Source organism: Actinosynnema sp. NPDC023587 (assembly GCF_040640215.1).
Taxonomy (GTDB): Bacteria; Actinomycetota; Actinomycetes; order Mycobacteriales; family Pseudonocardiaceae; genus Actinosynnema.
Map to the genome: position 1 here is coordinate 273,388 of NZ_JBFABG010000008.1, position 16,707 is coordinate 290,094.

Below are 16,707 nucleotides of genomic sequence, written 5' to 3' on the forward strand. Positions count from 1 at the left end.
CCTCACTCCTCGATCGCCGGTCGGGCGGCGGCGTGCAGGCCGGGGACGACCCGCCGGCCGGCAGCCGGCAGCCGCCACCAGCGCGGCACGTACCGCTCCGCCGTGCGTCGGCGCACCGACCGGGCGACGGCCTCGGCCACCGCGGTGTCGGTGGTGACGGTCCAGCGCCGCAGCGGGCTCGCCCGCCTGGCGCGGTGCCGGAAACCCTCGGTGCGCGCGTAGCCGGGCAGCACGAGTCCGAAGTGGACACCGCGGGGCCGCTCCTCGGCGTGCAACGCCTCGGTCCAGCCGCTGAGCGCGAACTTCGCGGCCGAGTACGCGCCGGACCCGGCCAGGCCGATCCGGCCGGCCACGCTGGACACCACGACCACCACCGACGGCCGCGACCGGCGCAGCAGCGGCAACAACTCCTCGGTGAGCCGGACGTGCGCCTCGAAGCCCAGGTCGAGCGCGCGGCGGACGTGGCCGCTGCCGGTCTCGGCGAACGTGCCGCCGAAGTGCGCCCCGGCGTTGTGCACCAGGACGTCCAGCCGGCCGAACTCCTCCTCGACCCGGTCGGCCACCCGCCGGGCGGCGGTGGGGTCGGTCAGGTCCTCGGCGAGCACCCGCGCGCCGCCGATCCGGGCCGCGGTCTCGGCCAGCCGGTCGGCGCGGCGGGCCACGAGCACCAGCCGCGCACCGGGTTCGCGGCCCAGGCGCACCGCGGTGGCCGCGCCGATCCCGCTCGACGCGCCGGTCACCAGGACCACGCTCACCGGTCGCCGTCCGCTCCGCCGGCCTGCGGCACGACCAGCGCGCCCGGTTCGCCGGTGATGGTGAACGGCGGCGGGGGCAGCGCCTCGCCGTCGGCGCAGACGAGCAGGCCGGGGTTGGCCACGTGCACCGACCGCACGCGGAACCTCCGGGTCGAGGTGTCCGACGCGCGGGGTACGCCGCTGAACAGCCGCCCCACCGTGCCGAGCGTCGCCACGAGGTTGTTGGGCCCCATCGTGGCGACGTCGAGCAGGCCGTCGTCGAACCGGGCCGACGGGCAGACGTGCAGCTTGCCGCCGAACCTGCGCGTGTTGCCGACCGCGAACAGGACGGCGGGCAGCGTCGCCGCCACGCCGTCGAGCTCCACCTCGTAGACCTCCGCGCGGAAGCTCGGGAGCTGGAGCACGGCGGCCACGTCGTAGCGGCGCGGGCCGGAGGGCCAGCGCAGCCTGCCTCCCCGCTCCGCGACCGAGGCCGCGTAGCCGATCATGAGCACGCTGGCGTACCGCACCGACCGGCCGTCCGGGTAGTCGATCCGCGCCAGGTCCACCTCCCGGGTGCGCCCGGCCGCCAGCGCCGCGCCCACCGACCGGGCGGCGTCGACGGGGTCCGGCGGCAGGCCCAGCGCGTCGGCCAGGTCGTTGCACGTACCGGTGGGCACCAGCCCGATCGGCGTCCGCCCGCCCGCGACGGCTTGCAGCGCGGTGTGGAACGTCCCGTCGCCGCCGATCGCGACCAGCGCGTCCGTCCCGCGCTCGACCGCCTCGCGGTAGCCGGCGAGCGCGTCGGCCGCGCTCCGCGTGGTCAGCACCTCCACGTCGACGTGCCGACCCAGCGCGTCCAGCACCGCGTCCAGCCGCGTGCCGTGCCGACCGCCGCCGGCGGTCGGGTTCAGCGCGACGGTGACCCTCATCGTCCTACCTCGTCCTTCTCTCGGAGGTCCTCGCCCGCGAGCGCGGCCCCGTCCCCGGGCAGGCGCAGGAACGCCGCGACCACCGCGCCGACCAGCACCGCGCCCGCGCCCATCCAGATCGCCGGGCGCACCGCCTCGACGAACGTGACGGGATCGGCCAGGCCACCCCGCCCGTCCGCCGTCCGCAGCACCACCGTCGTCATCACGGCCACGCCCAGCGTGAAACCGATCTCGCGCACGGTGGTGTTGGCACCCGACGCCTTGCCCCGCTCGGCGGGTCGCACGGAGGCGAGCACCGCGGCCGTCATCGGTGTGAAGACCAGGCCCATGCCGATCCCGCCGAGCAGCAGGACGGGCAGGATCAGCCGGTAGTCGACGGTCGGTTCGAGCAGCACCGCGCTCAACCCGAGCGCGACCGCCTCGCACCCCAGGCCGACGGCGATGAGCACGCCCGGCCGCACCCGGTTCGCCAGCACCCCCGCCGCCACCGCGACCAGCATCGGCATCGCGGTCCACGGCAGGGTCCGCACCCCGGACTCCAGGGCGCTGTACCCCACCGGGCCCTGGAGGTAGAGCATCAGCCAGTAGATGGAGCCGAAGACGCCGAAGAACATGGTGAACGACACCACGTTGCCCAGCACGAACGGCGTGATCCGGTAGAACCGCAGCGGCAGCATCGGGTGCGGGCAGCGCCGTTCCCACAGCACGAACGCGAGCCCGCCGACCAGTGCCGCGCCCAGCGGCACGAGAACCGACGGCGAGGTCCAACCGTCCCGGCCCGCGCGGGCGATGCCGAGCACCGCCAGCGCCACCGACACGGAGGTGAGCACCATGCCCGGCAGGTCGAGCGCGCTGTCGTCACCTCGGCTCTCCGCCAGCCGCCACCGGCACAGCGGCACGAGGGCGAGGCCGATCGGCACCAGCAGCCAGAAGATCCACGGCCAGCTCAGCCGCACCACGACCAGACCGCCGACCAGCGGGCCCAGCGCGATGCCGAGCCCGTTGACGGCGCTCCACAGCCCGACCGCCATCGTGCGCCGCCGGTCCGGGACGCCGGCGGCGAGCAGGGTGAGCGAGACGGGGTACACCGCCGCCGCGCCCGCGCCCTGCACGACCCGCGCCACCAGCAGCGCGGGCAGCGAGTCGGCCAGGGCGCAGGCGGCCGAACCGGCGGTGAACACGACGATCGCGACGATGAACACGCGACGCCGGCCGAACCGGTCGCCCAGCGCCGCGCCGGTGAGCAGCAGCCCGGCGAACGCCAGTGCGTAGGCGTGCACCACCCACTGCGACCCGGAGGGCCCCATCCCCAGTTCGCGGCTCATCACGGGCAGCGCGTTGGTGACCACGAGGTTGTTCAGCGACACCAGGAACATCGGTGCCGCGGTCGCGAGCAGCAACCAGCCGAACCCGCGCCGGTCGCGCTCAACCATCACGCCGGGAAACCTCCACCGGGATGCCGCCGGCCGGGAACCCCGGCGGGAACAGCGTGATGAAGGCTTCGGGCCACACCGATTCCCCGCCGTAGGGCAGTGCGAACCGGTACCGGCCGCAGACCGCCGCGACCGCCGCCACGAGCACGGCCACCGCCAGCGGCTTGCCGATGCACTGCCGCCGCCCGCCGCCGAACGGCAGGTACGCGAACTTCTGCCGCTGCGCGGCGGGAACGCGGAACCGGGCCGGGTCGAACGAGTTCGGGTTCTCCCACAGCGCGGGGTTGCGGTGCGTGCCGAACACGCTGACCATCACCGTCGTCCCGGCGGGCACGTGGCGGCCGGCGAGTTCGTCGTCCTGGACCGCGTCCCGGGGGAACTGCCACACCGACGGGTACAGCCGCAACGTCTCGTCCACCACCGATCGCGTCACCGGCAGCTCGTCGAGCCGGTCGAAGGTCGGCGGCGCGCCGGCGAGGACCCGGTCCACCTCCTCCTCCACCTCGCGCCGGACGGCCGGGTTGCGGGTCAGCTCGTACAGCGCCCACATCAGGCTCAGACCGGTGGTCTCGGACCCCGCGAGGAACATGGTGACGAGGTTGTCCGTCAACGCCTGGTCGGACAGGTCGGACTTCATGATCAGGCCGGCGACGTCGTCACCGTCCTCGCCGACGGCCCGGCGCTGCGCCACGACCCGGCCGATGATCCGGTCGAACACGCGGCGCGCGGCCTTCTTGCGCCGCTGGTAGCCGGTGGGCAGCCACTTCGGCAGCAGCAGCTCCTCCACGCTGCTGACGTTCTTGAAGATCACCTCCAGCGCGGAGGCGACGGACCGGGTGAACCGCTGCTCGGTGCGGGACAGGTCCTCGCTCACCAGGACCTCGCCGAGCAGCCGGCCGCTGAACGCCATGGTCTCGCGGACCAGGTCGACGCGGCGGCCTTCCCGGGCGGCCCGGTCCCAGGACCGGAACGCGTCGTCGAGCGCCGCCAGTGCCCGGTCCACGCCGTGCGCGACCCGCTCCGGGGTGAACGCGGGCTGCACCACCTTGCGGTGCGCCCGCCACTCGGCGTCGTCCAGCGTGAGCAGGCCCCGGCCCATGAACACGTCGAACGCCAGGTACAGCTTGCCGCGCACGTAGTTCGCGATGTTGGAGGCCAGCACCCGCTCGATGGCGGACGGGTCGGTGAGCTGGACGTACCCGCGCGGCACCAGGTCGACCCGGGCGACCTCGCCGTGGTCGCGTTGCAGGGCGAGGGTGAAGTCCAGCGGGTCCTTGGCGAGCTGCGGCGTGACGCCGAGCACCGGCACGCCCTTGGGCCCGCTGACCTCCCTGGGGCCGATCCCGGTCACGGGGCACCGCCCGGTCGCCAGGGCCGCGTCGTCGGTCGCCGTCATGTGTCTCTCCTGGTGGCAGATCCTGCACGGGCGGGTGCGCCCTCGCGGGCGGTGAAGCGGCCGGTGACCTGGTCGACGTGACCGAACACCCGGCCGGCGGTGCCCTCGATCCGGAGCAGCACGCGCCCGTCGGCGGTCGCCGCGACGCACAGGTTCGCGGCACCCGGGTCCTCCAGGTCGAGCCCGGCGGGCGTGGCGTACAGCTCGACCCGCTCGTCGAGCAGCGACAGGTCGTTGTGCGCGGAGAACACCTCGATGCGGCGGATCGAGCGCGGCACCGCGACCGGGGTGCGGTGGCCGTCCACGAGGTCGAGCACCGCGACCCGCGCCAACCCGTCGAGCAGCACGGACGGCACGAGCAGGTCCGGGAACCAGCGCCGGACGCCGTCCCGGTCGAGGGCGAGCCGGGCCCGCTTGCCCCGGTCGTGCAGGCGGGTGTCCGCCGTGGACACGAAGACGCCGGTCAGCAGCACCGACGAGTCCGGCGCGTGGTACGGGTCCGCGACGGACCGCGTCACGCCCTCGGCCCAGTGCTCCCAGCGGGGCGCGGGGCGGTAGCCGTCGCGCATCCGCACCGTGACGGCGAAGTGCTCGCGGTCCGCGACGAGCACCCGCCCGTCGGGCGCGACCACGTCGGCCAGGACCCGCACCCGCACCACGGACTCCGCCCCGTCCTCGCCCAGCAACCGGGCGTGGATCTTCTTCGGCTGGGGTCCGCGATCCGGGTAGAGCCGGAGGAACGCGCTCAGCACCAGGTCCTCGAACACGGCCGGCACCCGGTGCGGCACCAGCACCTTGGCCGCCTCGGCGGCCAGTTCCGGCACGAAGGTGCCCGGCAGGGTCGGGTACCCGTCGACCAGGTGCCCGGCGAGGAAGCCGTCGCGGTCCAGGTCGAAGGTGCGCGTCACGGTCACCTCGTCGGGGCCGGCCCGGGTGACCTCGTCGACGAACGGCAGCGCGGACGAGGTGCAGAAGTCCGCGTACTCCGGCACCACGGCCGCGATCGACACCCGCTCGCGGTCGCCGTAGACGACCGTGCCCACCGGCGGCACGGGGTGCCCGAGCTCCGCGAGGAAGTGCGCCACGCCCTCCTCGGTCGGCGTCGCGGTGAACTGGTTGGCGTTGGCCAGGAACGCGCGCATGACGGGTCCCGCGCCCAAGCCGGTGTCGCGCCACAGCGTCCAGCCGATGGTGAACTCGATCCCGCCCCGGTCCCGGGCGCACTCGGCGGCGGTGTTGAGGAAGTCGTTGGCCGAACCGTAGTCGGTCTCCCCGCGCTGACCGGTGAAACCGACGAACGAGCCGAAGTTGCACCACCGGCGCGGTGCCCGGTCGGCGAAGGCCGCGCGCAGGTTCAGGTAGGTGCGGACCTTGAGGTCCCGCACCGCCGTGAAGTCCGCGCGGGACTTGGTGCGGATGTCGGAGGCCCGGTTGGTGCCCGCGACGTTGAGCAGCAGGTCGACGTCACCGTGCTCGGCGAGCAGCGCGCCCACAGCGGTGCGCACGGCGTCGGTGTCCCGCAGGTCGCACCGCACGTAGTGCACGCGGCCCGGCCCGCAGATCCCGGCCAACCCGGTCAGCGTGCGACGCACGGACCGCGCCTCGACCAGCCGCTCGAACCCGGCGTTGGCCTGCGCCACGGTCGCCCCGCCGGCGGTCCGCGCCTTGATGTACCGGGCACGCCCGAGTTCCGGCGCGTCGTCGGGCGCGTCCAGCAGCGCCGGGTCGTGGGAGGCGAGGTCGGTGCTGCCGAGCACGACGATCCGCGGCCGGTGCGCGCGGGCCAGCGCCAGCAGCACGGCCGCGCCGATCCCCCGTCCCCCGCCCGCCGCGACCACCAGCGCGTCGGGCGGCACCAGCGGCGCGGTCGGCGTGGCGGGCACCGGCCTGGACCGCGTCACGAGCCGCCGGCCACCCTCGTGCCGCACCACGGGGAGCAGTTGGCGGTTGGCCAGTTCCGCGACCGACACCGCGAGCGCGGACGCCGGGTCGGCGTCGTCGTGGACGGTCGCCACGACCGGGACGCCGGGCAGTTCCAGCGCCAGGCTCTTGGTGAACCCGGTGAACAGCCCGGTGAACGGCGACGGCTCCGGGCTCACCACGGTGACCAGGAACGAGGCGGTCGGCAGGTCCGGGAACCAGCCGGCGCACCGCCGCATGACCAGGAACACCGACTCGTGCAGGTCCAGGACGCGGTGGGCGGCGGCGGACCACTCGGCCGACCGCAGCGCCGGGTCGGTGAGGTCCACGACGACCCGCACGTGCGCGGGCGTGCCGCCCCGGGCCCAGCGGTCGTCCTCGTCGACGTCGGCCGCGCCGGTGAGCACGATGGCGTCGGCGGGCAGCGGCAGCGCGGTCGGGTCGCCGTTGGTCAGCACGACCACCCCGCCCGGCAGCGCGGGCAACGGGTCGCGCACCGGCACCGCCGGCGCGTCCGCCCAGTCCAGCACGTGCCGCTGCACGACCCTGGCCGGGACCGGCGTCCGCAGCACGACGGCCCGGCCCGGCCCGGAGGAGGGCAGGCGCAGCGCCCGCCCGGGTTCCGCGCCGGCCAGCAGCGCGAGCAGTTCCGGGGCACCCTCGGCACCCAGGTACGTCCCGGTCACATCGCCTCCAAGTCGATCTCGGCGAGCACCGGCAGGTCGTGGGACTCGGCGTACTCGCGGCGGGTCACCGCGTACAGGAACGCGCCCTCGGCCACGTCGACCTCCGCGCCACCGGGCGTGGAGTCCTCGACGAGCCGCGACCACGACGCCAGGCTGTTGCCGTTGACGCCGGCGACCAGGGCGATGTCGATGTCGCCGAACTCCAGGTACCGGCCGGCCAGCCCGAACGCGTCGGCGAGCGATCCCTCTCCGCCGTCGACGGTGATGTTGAGGCCGCGCAGGTCGAAGTAGTTCGACAGCCGCGCCGCCACCACGTTCGGCATCTCGCCGGGGAACGAGTCCTCGACGGGGGCGGCGATGCGCTCGTAGGCGTGCTCCCGGAGCTTCTTGAGCATCGCCTGGACCTCTTCGGAGCTGCCCGCGACCCGTGCCGTGCGCATCAGCTCGTCGAGGTAGGCCCGCAGCGCGTAGAGCACCGCGTTGCGCGTCGGCCCCATGTGGCCGACGATGACGCCGGTCGTCGCACGGCTGGACTCGCACGCCTCGCGCACGCCGGCGGTCAACCGCTGCATGCACTCCATGATCATCAACTGGGTGCGGTCGGTGGCGCGCAAGGCGCTCGCGGGCATCCGCACCTTCTGGAACGGCGGCGTCGGGTAGGTCCGGCCGAACGAACGGCCGTCCTCGGGGACGTGCGAGGAGCAGCCGACGACCACGAGCCCGCCGGGGCGTCGCTCGCCGTAGCCGAACGTCGCGGGCTCGCCGGGTCGGTGCTCGCGCAGCAGCAGGTGCGCGTTCGTGCCGCCGAACCCGAAGCCGGACACGGCGACCGTGCGCACCCCGGGTCCCGGCGGCCACGGGACCGGCCGACCGGGCACCTGGAGCGTGTCCGGGCCGACCCCGAAATCGGCCGGCGCTTCGGTGAACCGCTGTTGCGCCGGGATGGTGCCGTGCCGCATCGCCAGCAGCGCGTGGATGACCGACACCACGCCCGCCGCCCACCCGGTGTGGCCGATGAGCGACTTGTTGGAGGTGACCGGGATGGGACCCGCGCTCGCGTAGGCGGCGCGCAGCGCGGTGAACTCGGCCAAGTCGCCCGCCGGGGTGCCCGTGGCGTGGGCGATCACCCAGTCCACTTCGGACGCGACCACGCCGGACCTGCCCAGGGCGCGCTCGATGGCGAGCTCCTGACCGCTGCTCGACGGCGCGTAGACGGCCTTGCCCTTGCCGTCCGCCGAGAGACCGATGCCGGACACCACGCCCAGCACGGTGTCGCCGTCGGCGACCGCCTTGGACAACCGCTTGAGGACGATGACGCCCGCACCGTCGGAGAACAGCACGCCGTCGGCGTCGCGGTCCAGCGCGCGCACCTCACCGCGCACCGACAGCCCGTGCAGCTTGGCGAAGAGGCCCGACCCGGCCGGGGCGAGCGCGAACGCGCCGCCGCACAGCGCGGTGTCCACCTCGCCGGCCACGATGGCGCGCACCCCGATGTCGATGGCGTACAACGAGGACGAGCACGCCGTGTCGACCACCGACACCGTGGTGCCCTCGGGGAGCAGGCCGCTCGCCGCGGACCGCACGACCCGGTGCGGCGGCTCGGCCCACCGGCCGCGCGGCAGGCACCGGTCGAGCAGGTCGACCAGGTCGGCGTCGTCGGCGGGCAGCCCGTCGCCCTCGGCGAACTCGACGACCTCGCGGCGGACCAGGGCCTCTTGGAGGTGCTGGCTGCCGTCCGGGGTGTAGCCGATGAAGAGGCCGAACCGGTCGGCGTCGGCGCGTCCCACGCCGTCCAGCGCCTGGTGGATGCCGTGCCGCAACCACAGGGTGGTGAAGTCGGTGTCCGGGGCGACGTCGAGGTCGGGGTGCGGCGTGAAGCCGGTGATGAACCCGGAGCGCCGCTGGTAGGTCTTGTCCGGCGCGGACGGGTCGTCGTTGTGGAAGCTGTCCACGTCCCACCGGTCGGCGGGCACCTCCACGAACAGCTCGGCCTGCCCGGACAGCAGCGACCAGAACTCGTCCGGGCTGGACGCCCCGGGCACCGCGAGCCCCATGCCGACCACGACGACCGGGTCGTCGTTCGCGGCGACCGGCTCCGGCACGACCTCCGCGACCGGCTCCGGCGAGGCGACCGGCTCTCGTGCGGCGACCGGCTCCGGTGAGGCGACCGGCTCTCGTGCGGTGACCGGCGCGGCTGACACCGAGGTTCCGGACGTGGTGATCCGGTCGGGTGACATGGCCTGCCGCAGCAGCGACAGCCCGCCGTCGGCCACCAGCGACTGGCCGGTGACGTACGAGGAGTCCGGTCCGACCAGGAAGGTGACCAGCGAGGCCAGTTCGGCGGGCGTGCACAACCGGCCGAGCGAGGTGGCCGCCGCGGTGTTCGCGCTGACCGACGCGAAGTCCGGGAACATCCGCCCGACCTCGTTGTCGATCAAACCCGCCGACGCCGTGTTGACCCGGATGCCGCGATCCGCGAACTCGGCCGCGAGGTAGCGGGTGAGGGCCTCCAGCGCCGCCTTGGTGATGCCCACGCCCAGGTAGTTGGCCGGTGCGTACAGCGCGCCGATGGACGACACGTTGACGATCGCCCCACCGGCGGACATCAGTTCCGACGCCCCGAGCGAGCACCACAGCGCGCCCTTGACGTTGGTGGCGTAGGCCCGGTCCAGGTGCTCGTCGGTCAACTCCGCGGTCGGCAGGAAGATCCCGGTGGCGGCGTTGTTGACCAGGACGTCGAGCCGGCCGTGGGTCAGCCGGACCTCCTCGAACATCCGCTCGACCTGCCCCCGCCGGGCGACCGAGGCGCGCACCACGTCGGCCCGCAGCCCGTCGGCGGTGAGGGATTCGACCAGCGCGCGCGCAGCGTCCAGGGAGTGGAAGCAGTTGACCACCACGTGCGCGCCCGCTTCGGCCAGCGCCCGGCTGATGTGCGCGCCGACGCTGCCCGCTCCCCCGGTGACGAGGGCGACCTTGCCGCCCAGGCCCCCCGCAGTCATCTGGCACCCGCTCGCAGCGAGCCGACGAAGAAGTCGACCACACCGCCGAAGGTCGGGTAGTCGGACACGCGCAACCCGTCCGGCCGCACGCCCATGCCCAGTTCCTGCCCGATCCGGGCGAACAGCTCGGTCTGCTTGACCGAGTCGACCCCGAGATCGGCCTCCAGCGCCGCGTCGTCCTCGAAGACGTCCTCCGGGTACTCCAGGACAGCCGCGTAGACGGATCGGACGCGCGCCGCGAGCTCCTCCCGGTCCACCGGTCCCGCCGCGACGGTCGCCTGGTCGGTGATCGCGTCGGCGGCCTCGTCCGGCGTCGGTTCGAGCGTCGGTTCGAGCGCCTGCGCGGTCTCGGGGGCGACCCGGGGGGCCGGCCGCGACTGCTCGACGCCGACCGGCCCGGCCAGCACCGGCACGTCACGCGAGGTGATCAGCGGCAGGCGGACCACCGAGCCGTTGACCTGCCGGACCTGCGCGTGGCCGGCGGGGGGTGGCCGCAGGAAGTCGACGACCTCGGCGATCGACGAGGTGCCGCTCGCCAGGGGTGCCAGGCCCAGGGCGTCCGGCCGGATGGCGCGCACGATGTTGATCAGCGTCCGGCCCGCTCCGACCTCGACCCAGATCCGCGCGCCGGCGGTGTGCAACCGCTCCACGGCGGCACCGAAGTCCACCGGGCACACCAGGTGCGACGACAGCGCGTCCGCCAGCCGTTCGCCCGCCCGGTAGTGGCGGCCGAGGATCGGCGAGTGGACCGGCACCGCGAAGTCACCCGCGCGGACGTCCTCGATGCGGTGGGCGAACTCCTCGCGGGCGCGTTCGAGCAGCGGTCCGTGGAACGGGTGGGGCGCGCGCAGCGACGTGGCCGCGACGCCGATGGCGGCGGCGATGGTGCGCACGCGGTCCATCTCGTCGGCGGTGCCCGAGACCGTCGTCTGGCGCGGACCGTTGCCGACCGCCACCACCGCGGTGGCGGTGGGCAGCAGTGCGATGATCCGTTCGGCCCGGTCGCGGTCGCAGGACAGGGCGACCATGCGCCCGCCGCTGGTGTCGCACTCCCGCAGGGCGACGATGCGGTGGCACAGCACCTCCGCGCCCCGGCTCGTCGACAGCGCGCCTGCCGCGACCAGCGCCGAGATCTCGCCCAGGCTGTGCCCGACGAGCAGTGACGGCATCACGCCCTCGGCGGCCAGCACCTCGTACAACGCGACCGAGGTGGCGAACGCCGCGACTTGCGCGATATCCGGCGCGGTGGCGAGCAACTCGTCCGCGGTGAGCGGCGTTTCGCCCAGGACCGGTTCCAGACCGTGCCCCAGCACCCGTCGTGCCACCGCGTCTACCTCGTGCACGACCTGCCGCGCCACGGGGAGTTCGAGCAGCACGGAGAACGAGCCGGGCGAGTAGGAACCCTGGCCCGGAAATACGCCGACAACGACCTCTCCCATGCGTAAAATCGTGACCTCCTAGAACGGGTAGCCGCTGCCGGCGCAATTCACGACGACCGTTGTGCACCGTTTTTCCGACAGCGATCGGACGGGCGTGGAGCCGGGCGGTCGATCAACACTGCGTGACGGTAGGGCTCGCGTTTGCCGCTGACAGTCGGCCGGGTGCGACGGACATTCACCTCGAACGCCCCCCTTGGTGACGTCTCGTTCACCTTGCCGACATCGGAAGTGTCGATCATCACCCACGAAGTCTTACCGCTTCCGGCATACATCACCCGATCGGACCATCAAGGGCACTAAAAGCTATATTCCGCTCTCATGAGGAATACTCACTGAACGTGCCGGAGTGGACACCCGCAGAACAACTGCCGCGAATTCCCGAACCGCCACGTTCCCCATGGGGATCGGAATTCCAAGACAGTTGCGTACCATAAGAGCGACCTCGCCCAGGGGCGAGGACGTCCGCGATTTCGGCCGGCTCGGGCAGCCATCGAGGTCACCGCCGAAGAGGCCGCGTTCCCCACCGGCGGGCCGTGCCTGGGTGGACGGTCGGGCGTTGGCCGGGACGCGGGCGCGGCCGGCCCGTGCGCGACCCCTCAGACGAGTGTGCGCCAGTGTTCGGGGACGGGTTCGGGGTGGATGGGGTCACCGTTGACGCGGTCGTTGTAGAACCAGTGGCGGAACTGCTCGGGGTCGACGATGCGGTTCTGGTAGCCGCGGTAGTTGTCCAGGTCGTCCTGCGCGGTCCGGTGGGTGGTGCGCGTCCGGTGGCGGCGGTGGCAGGTGTCGTAGTCCATGCGGTGCAGGTGGATCAGGTACAGGTGCGGGTCGTGGTTGGTCGCCTGGTCGGTGCGTTCGTGGAAGCCGCCCAGCCAGGTCATCGGCACCCGGGCGAGCAGGGGTTTGGAGTACAGGGGGTTGGAGAACCAGGTGGAGCGCTGGGCCAGGACGCCGCGCACGGGGTCGAGCGGGGGTTCGCGGTCGTGCAGGTGCAGGACTTCGTAGCCGGTGCAGTTGACGAAGTCCTGGTCGAACCGGTCGATGTAGTCGCCCAGGTGACCGGAGCGCGGGTCGGGGGCGACGATCTCGTCGACGTCGGTGCTGAGCACGACGTCGTAGCGGTCGACCAGGTCGTGCTGGTGCTGCTGCACGACGTCGCGGTGCCAGTCGCTGCTGAACTCGTCGTGGTGGATGGCCGTGCGCACGAACCGGTCGTCGGGTTCGAGGTCGGGTGGTGGTTGGTGGTGCAGGACGTGGATGTCCTGTGGTGCGAAGAATTTGGAGTAGTAGTCCAGCCAGCGGGGGAAGAAGTCCGGTTCGTCGCGGATGAGGGTGAGCACCGCCCTGGTGTGGGCGCGGTGCGGGGCGGGCCGCAGGGACCAGCGCTGCTGGGGGCCGTGCCAGAAGTCGTGCTGGGCGAGCCGGGGTTCGTGGCCGGTGTCGGCGTCCCACAGGTCCAGGTACTTGCCGCTGCCGACGTTGGCCAGGGCGTGTTCGCCCGACCGCAGCGGCACCAGCCGCCACTGCTGGTGCCGCTGCGCTGCGCGCGGGTCGTCCAGTACGACCGCCGCGCCGTTGTGGTCGGCACCGCCGACCACGGACAGCACCGTGCCGGTGGCGACGTTGTGCACGACGACGGTGTGCCGTGCGGCGGGGACGGGGGTCAGCCGCCAGTGCTGCGCCGGGTCGTCGACTCCCGGCCAGTGCTGGCGGACGTGCCGGCCGTCGGCGGTGAGGTCCTTGCCGCTGGCGGTGTTGACCAGCCTGAGCGGGGTGTCGTGCGGTGGTGTCATCTCAGATGCGCTCCAGCCGCCAGTGCTGGTTGTGGTTCTCCTGGTAGGAGGGGTGGTCGCCCCAGTAGAAGTGCTGGAACACCGGGGCGTCGCGCTGGGTGCTGCCGCCCTGGATGTCGAGGACCTTGCCGGTGTGCAGGTTCTGGATGCGGAACACCGCGCCGGTGGCGGCGGCCCCGACGGGCAGGAAGAGCCATTCTTTGTGCGGGCCGCCGGGATCGTCCCGGGTGAGGATCTCGGCACCGTCGGCGTGGGACATGCCGACCACTTCCAGGTAGCGGTCCCTGGCCGGGTCGCAGTTCTTGACGCGGTAGCCGCCGCCGGCGACGGGGACCAGTTCCCAGTGCTGGGCCTCCAGGCCGGTGTAGTCGTTCTGGTCGACGTTCGCGCCGTCCCCGGTCCAGTCCGGGTCGTCGAGTTGCAGGTACAGGTCGCTCAGGGTGCTCTGGATCTTGTACTTGCCCGTCAGGTCCGGCACGACGACCTTCACCGTGGTGGAGCCGGTCTGCACGCCGTCGACGGTCACGTCGACCTCGCCCTGCACCGCCATCTCCCGGGTCACCGCTGTGCCCGGGGGCGTGGTCGCGGCGGGGAACTCCAGCTCGAAGTCCAGGGTGGCCGGGTGGGCTCCGGTGAAGGGGCCGAAGCCCCCGGCGGGGTGGACGCGCACGAACGGGGCGACGGCCCGGTCGGGGACGAGACCGACGTTGCCCAGGGTCGTGATGCCGGCGGTGCCGAGGTCGATGATCGTCTGCACCACCGTGGCGGGCGTGATGCCGTCCCGGTACTCGCCGCCGGTCGCGGCGGCGATCCGCGAGCCCTGCCCCGCCATGCCGCCCAGGACGCCGCACAGGCTCTGGTACACGGTGCCCCCGGACACCGGCACCGGGTCGGCGTTGAGACCGGTGTTCGCGCCTCCCGAGGCGGTGCTGATGGTGAGCACGAAGATACCCTGCGCCTGGAGCTTGGCCGTGACCGACAGCTCGGTGACGTCGTAGGTCAGGCCGGACACGGCCTGGCAGATCGGGTCGTGGCCGGGTGCGTCGCCGATCCAGACGACGATCCGCTTGGCGTCGGTGCGCCAGCCGATCGACCCGCCCGGTGGTTGCGCGAGTTGGTCGAGGGCGTAGAACTGGCCTTCGGCGGCGGTGCTGCCGCCGCCTGAGGCGGACCAGTTGCGGATGCCGGCCGCGACCGCGCCGGGGGTCGGCCCCAGCGGCACCTGGTTGCGGAAGCGGTCGGGCTGGGGGTCCTCCATGTCCAGGTAGTTGCCGACGCCGAAGTGGACGTCCGCACCCACCCCGCTCGCGGCTACCACCAACCGGTTGACGATGTCCTCGACCCGGGCGCTCACCGCGGTGATGATGCCGCCCATGCTGCCGGTGTTGTCGGCCAGGAAGTAGACGTCGATCTTGGGGATCACCCCGCTCCCGGGCAGGTGGACCCGCACCTGCTCGCGGTGGCTGCCGGGCGAGTCGGGGTTCGTGGCGACGTCGACGCCGGCCGGGACGAGCGGGGTGGTGCTGGGCATGGAGGTCTCCTGATCGTGCGGTCGGACCGGCCCGCGGGCGCGGTCCCTGCCACCAGCGGTGTCGGTGCGGCCCTGTCGGCGGTTCCGGCAGGTGTCCGCGTCGGATCGGGGTAGGTGCTCGGCGCGCGACCGTGCCGTCAGACGCGCTCCAGGACCCAGTGCTGGTTGTGGTTCTCCTGGTAGGCCGGGTAGTCGCCCCAGTAGCCCTGCTGGCTCACCCGGGCGTCGGGGTCGAGGCTCTGGTTCCGGACGTCGAGGACCAGGCCGGAGTGCAGGTTCTGGATTCGGAACACCGGGTTGCCGCCGGCGGAGACCCCGGCGGGGACGAACAGCCACTCTTTGTGCGGGCCGCCGGGGTCGTCCCGGGTGAGGATCTCGGCACCGTTGCTCATCGACATGCCCACCACCTCCATGTACCGGTCGCGGGCCGGGTCGCAGTTCTTGACGTGGTACCCGCCACCGCTGACCGGAACCAGGTCCCAGCGCTGCGCGTCCAGGCCGGTGTCGGTGTTCTGGTCGACGTTCGCGCCGTCCCCGTTCCAGTTCGGGTCGTCGAGCTGGAGGTACAGGTTGCTCAGGGTGCAGCGGATCTTGTAGCGGCCGGCCAGGTCGGGCACGGTGACCTGCACCGGGATCGACCCGGTGGTCACGCCGTCCACGACCACGTCGACCGCGCCGTGCACCGCCTGCGGCCGGGTGACCGTGCCGGCCGTGCCGGGGTCGGCGGCGGGGAACTCCAGGTCGAAGTCCAGGACCTGTGGTGCCGTCCCGGGGAAGGGGCCGTAGCCGGCGGGCTGGATCTGCACGAACGGCGCGATCACCTTGTCCGGCACCAGGCGGACGGTGCCGATCGTGCTGATGCCCGTGGTGCCGAGGGTGATGATGGTGTCGACGACCGTGACCGGCGTGATGCCCTCGGCGTAGGTGCCCCCGGTCGCGGCGGCGATCCGACTGCCCTGGCCCGCGGCCCCGCCGATGGTGCAGTTGCCCCGGTAGGGCGTGCCGTCGGACAACGGCTTCGGGTCGACGTCCAGACCGGGTCCGCTCGACCCGGACGGGGTGCTGATCACCAGCGCGACGATGCCCTGCGCCTGGAGCTTGACGGTCACCGACGTCTCGGTGATGTCGTAGGTCAGGCCCGACACGGCCGGGCAGATCGGGTCGTGGCCGGGCGCGTCGCCGATCCACAGGATGATCCGCTTGGCGTCGGCGCGCCAGCCGATCGACCCGCCCGGCGGCTGGGCGAGGTGGTCCAGGGCGAAGAACTGCCCCTCGGGGGTGGTGGCACCGCCGGCGAGGTCCCAGGCGCGGATGCCGACGGCCGCCGCCGTCGGGTCGGAGGTCAGCGAGACCTGGTGGTGGAAGCGTTGGGCGACCGGGAAGCCCATGTCCCGGTAGTTGCCGACACCGAACCGGACGTCGGCCCCCACCGTGCCCGCCTCGCTCACGAGCCGGTTGAGGATGTCCTCGACGCGAGCGCGGACGGCGTTGATGATGCCGCCCATGCTGCCCGTGCTGTCGACGAGGAAGTAGACGTCGATCTGGGGGATCACCCCGCTCCCGGGCAACCGGACCTGCGCCGGTTCCCGATGGCTCGCCGGCGAGTCCGGGTTCGTCGTGAGCTCGATTCCGGCCGGCGAGAACGGTGTGGTGGTGGGCATGGTGTAGCGCCTCCTCATCCCTGGACGTCGAGTCGTCTCGCGAGTGCGGACCTCCGACCGATGATCACAATTCCGGTCCCGAAATGGAACAGCGAAACCTTCCTTCCAACCCGATGGTGTGCTCTCCGGCCGTCGGTGACTCGGCGGCGGAGAACCACCCGTGCAGGGCATCGACAACGACTT

10 protein-coding genes are annotated in these 16,707 nt (G+C 73.0%); all 10 read right to left on the reverse strand.

Translation table 11 applies throughout. The features are described from left to right. Positions 1–2: 2 nt before the first annotated feature. The 10 genes from AB0G01_RS22630 to AB0G01_RS22675 all read right to left on the reverse strand — a co-directional run bounded on the left by AB0G01_RS22630 (position 3) and on the right by AB0G01_RS22675 (position 16,524). The gene (locus AB0G01_RS22630) at positions 3–755 is read right to left on the reverse strand and encodes an SDR family NAD(P)-dependent oxidoreductase (RefSeq protein ID WP_360948554.1); all 753 of its coding nucleotides are present in this window, start codon (positions 753–755) and stop codon (positions 3–5) included. Next, a complete protein-coding gene (locus AB0G01_RS22635) occupies positions 752–1,666 on the reverse strand; it encodes a diacylglycerol kinase family protein (protein ID WP_360948556.1) in 915 nt (304 codons plus the stop codon). The genes AB0G01_RS22630 and AB0G01_RS22635 overlap by 4 nt, the downstream gene beginning before the upstream one ends. Continuing rightward, positions 1,663–3,099: a DHA2 family efflux MFS transporter permease subunit gene (locus AB0G01_RS22640; RefSeq protein ID WP_360948712.1), complete on the reverse strand. Its 1,437-nt coding sequence runs from the start codon at positions 3,097–3,099 to the stop codon at positions 1,663–1,665. Before AB0G01_RS22640 ends, AB0G01_RS22635 begins: the two co-directional genes overlap by 4 nt. Then, positions 3,092–4,495 carry a cytochrome P450 gene (locus AB0G01_RS22645; RefSeq protein WP_360948557.1) on the reverse strand — a complete coding sequence of 468 codons (1,404 nt, stop codon included), beginning with the start codon at positions 4,493–4,495 and terminating at the stop codon, positions 3,092–3,094. Before AB0G01_RS22645 ends, AB0G01_RS22640 begins: the two co-directional genes overlap by 8 nt. Further along, positions 4,492–7,101, reverse strand: coding sequence for an SDR family NAD(P)-dependent oxidoreductase (locus tag AB0G01_RS22650; RefSeq protein ID WP_360948559.1), 2,610 nt, complete (start codon positions 7,099–7,101; stop codon positions 4,492–4,494). The genes AB0G01_RS22645 and AB0G01_RS22650 overlap by 4 nt, the downstream gene beginning before the upstream one ends. Next, positions 7,098–10,100 carry an SDR family oxidoreductase gene (locus AB0G01_RS22655; RefSeq protein WP_360948561.1) on the reverse strand — a complete coding sequence of 1,001 codons (3,003 nt, stop codon included), beginning with the start codon at positions 10,098–10,100 and terminating at the stop codon, positions 7,098–7,100. The genes AB0G01_RS22650 and AB0G01_RS22655 overlap by 4 nt, the downstream gene beginning before the upstream one ends. After that, complete coding sequence (locus tag AB0G01_RS22660) at positions 10,097–11,539, reverse strand: acyltransferase domain-containing protein (protein ID WP_360948563.1); 1,443 nt, start codon at positions 11,537–11,539, stop codon at positions 10,097–10,099. The genes AB0G01_RS22655 and AB0G01_RS22660 overlap by 4 nt, the downstream gene beginning before the upstream one ends. Before the next feature lie 596 nt (positions 11,540–12,135). Further along, on the reverse strand, positions 12,136–13,332 hold the full coding sequence (locus AB0G01_RS22665) for an RICIN domain-containing protein (RefSeq protein WP_360948565.1): 1,197 nt from the start codon (positions 13,330–13,332) through the stop codon (positions 12,136–12,138). A 1-nt stretch (position 13,333) separates the two neighbouring features. After that, positions 13,334–14,863 (reverse strand): RICIN domain-containing protein, encoded by a 1,530-nt coding sequence (locus tag AB0G01_RS22670; protein WP_360948567.1) that lies wholly within the window; start codon positions 14,861–14,863, stop codon positions 13,334–13,336. Between the two features lie 137 nt (positions 14,864–15,000). Next, complete coding sequence (locus tag AB0G01_RS22675; protein ID WP_360948569.1) at positions 15,001–16,524, reverse strand: RICIN domain-containing protein; 1,524 nt, start codon at positions 16,522–16,524, stop codon at positions 15,001–15,003. Positions 16,525–16,707 lie beyond the last annotated feature (183 nt).

Excerpts from the sequence above, each read along its gene's own strand:
- AB0G01_RS22660 (WP_360948563.1), bottom strand. The coding sequence starts at position 11,539 with ATGGGAGAGGTCGTTGTCGGCGTATTTCCGGGCCAGGGTTCCTACTCG.
- AB0G01_RS22670 (WP_360948567.1), bottom strand. The coding sequence starts at position 14,863 with ATGCCCAGCACCACCCCGCTCGTCCCGGCCGGCGTCGACGTCGCCACG.
- AB0G01_RS22635 (WP_360948556.1), bottom strand. The coding sequence starts at position 1,666 with ATGAGGGTCACCGTCGCGCTGAACCCGACCGCCGGCGGCGGTCGGCAC.
- AB0G01_RS22655 (WP_360948561.1), bottom strand. The coding sequence starts at position 10,100 with ATGACTGCGGGGGGCCTGGGCGGCAAGGTCGCCCTCGTCACCGGGGGA.
- AB0G01_RS22640 (WP_360948712.1), bottom strand. The coding sequence starts at position 3,099 with ATGGTTGAGCGCGACCGGCGCGGGTTCGGCTGGTTGCTGCTCGCGACC.
- AB0G01_RS22645 (WP_360948557.1), bottom strand. The coding sequence starts at position 4,495 with ATGACGGCGACCGACGACGCGGCCCTGGCGACCGGGCGGTGCCCCGTG.
- AB0G01_RS22675 (WP_360948569.1), bottom strand. The coding sequence starts at position 16,524 with ATGCCCACCACCACACCGTTCTCGCCGGCCGGAATCGAGCTCACGACG.
- AB0G01_RS22665 (WP_360948565.1), bottom strand. The coding sequence starts at position 13,332 with ATGACACCACCGCACGACACCCCGCTCAGGCTGGTCAACACCGCCAGC.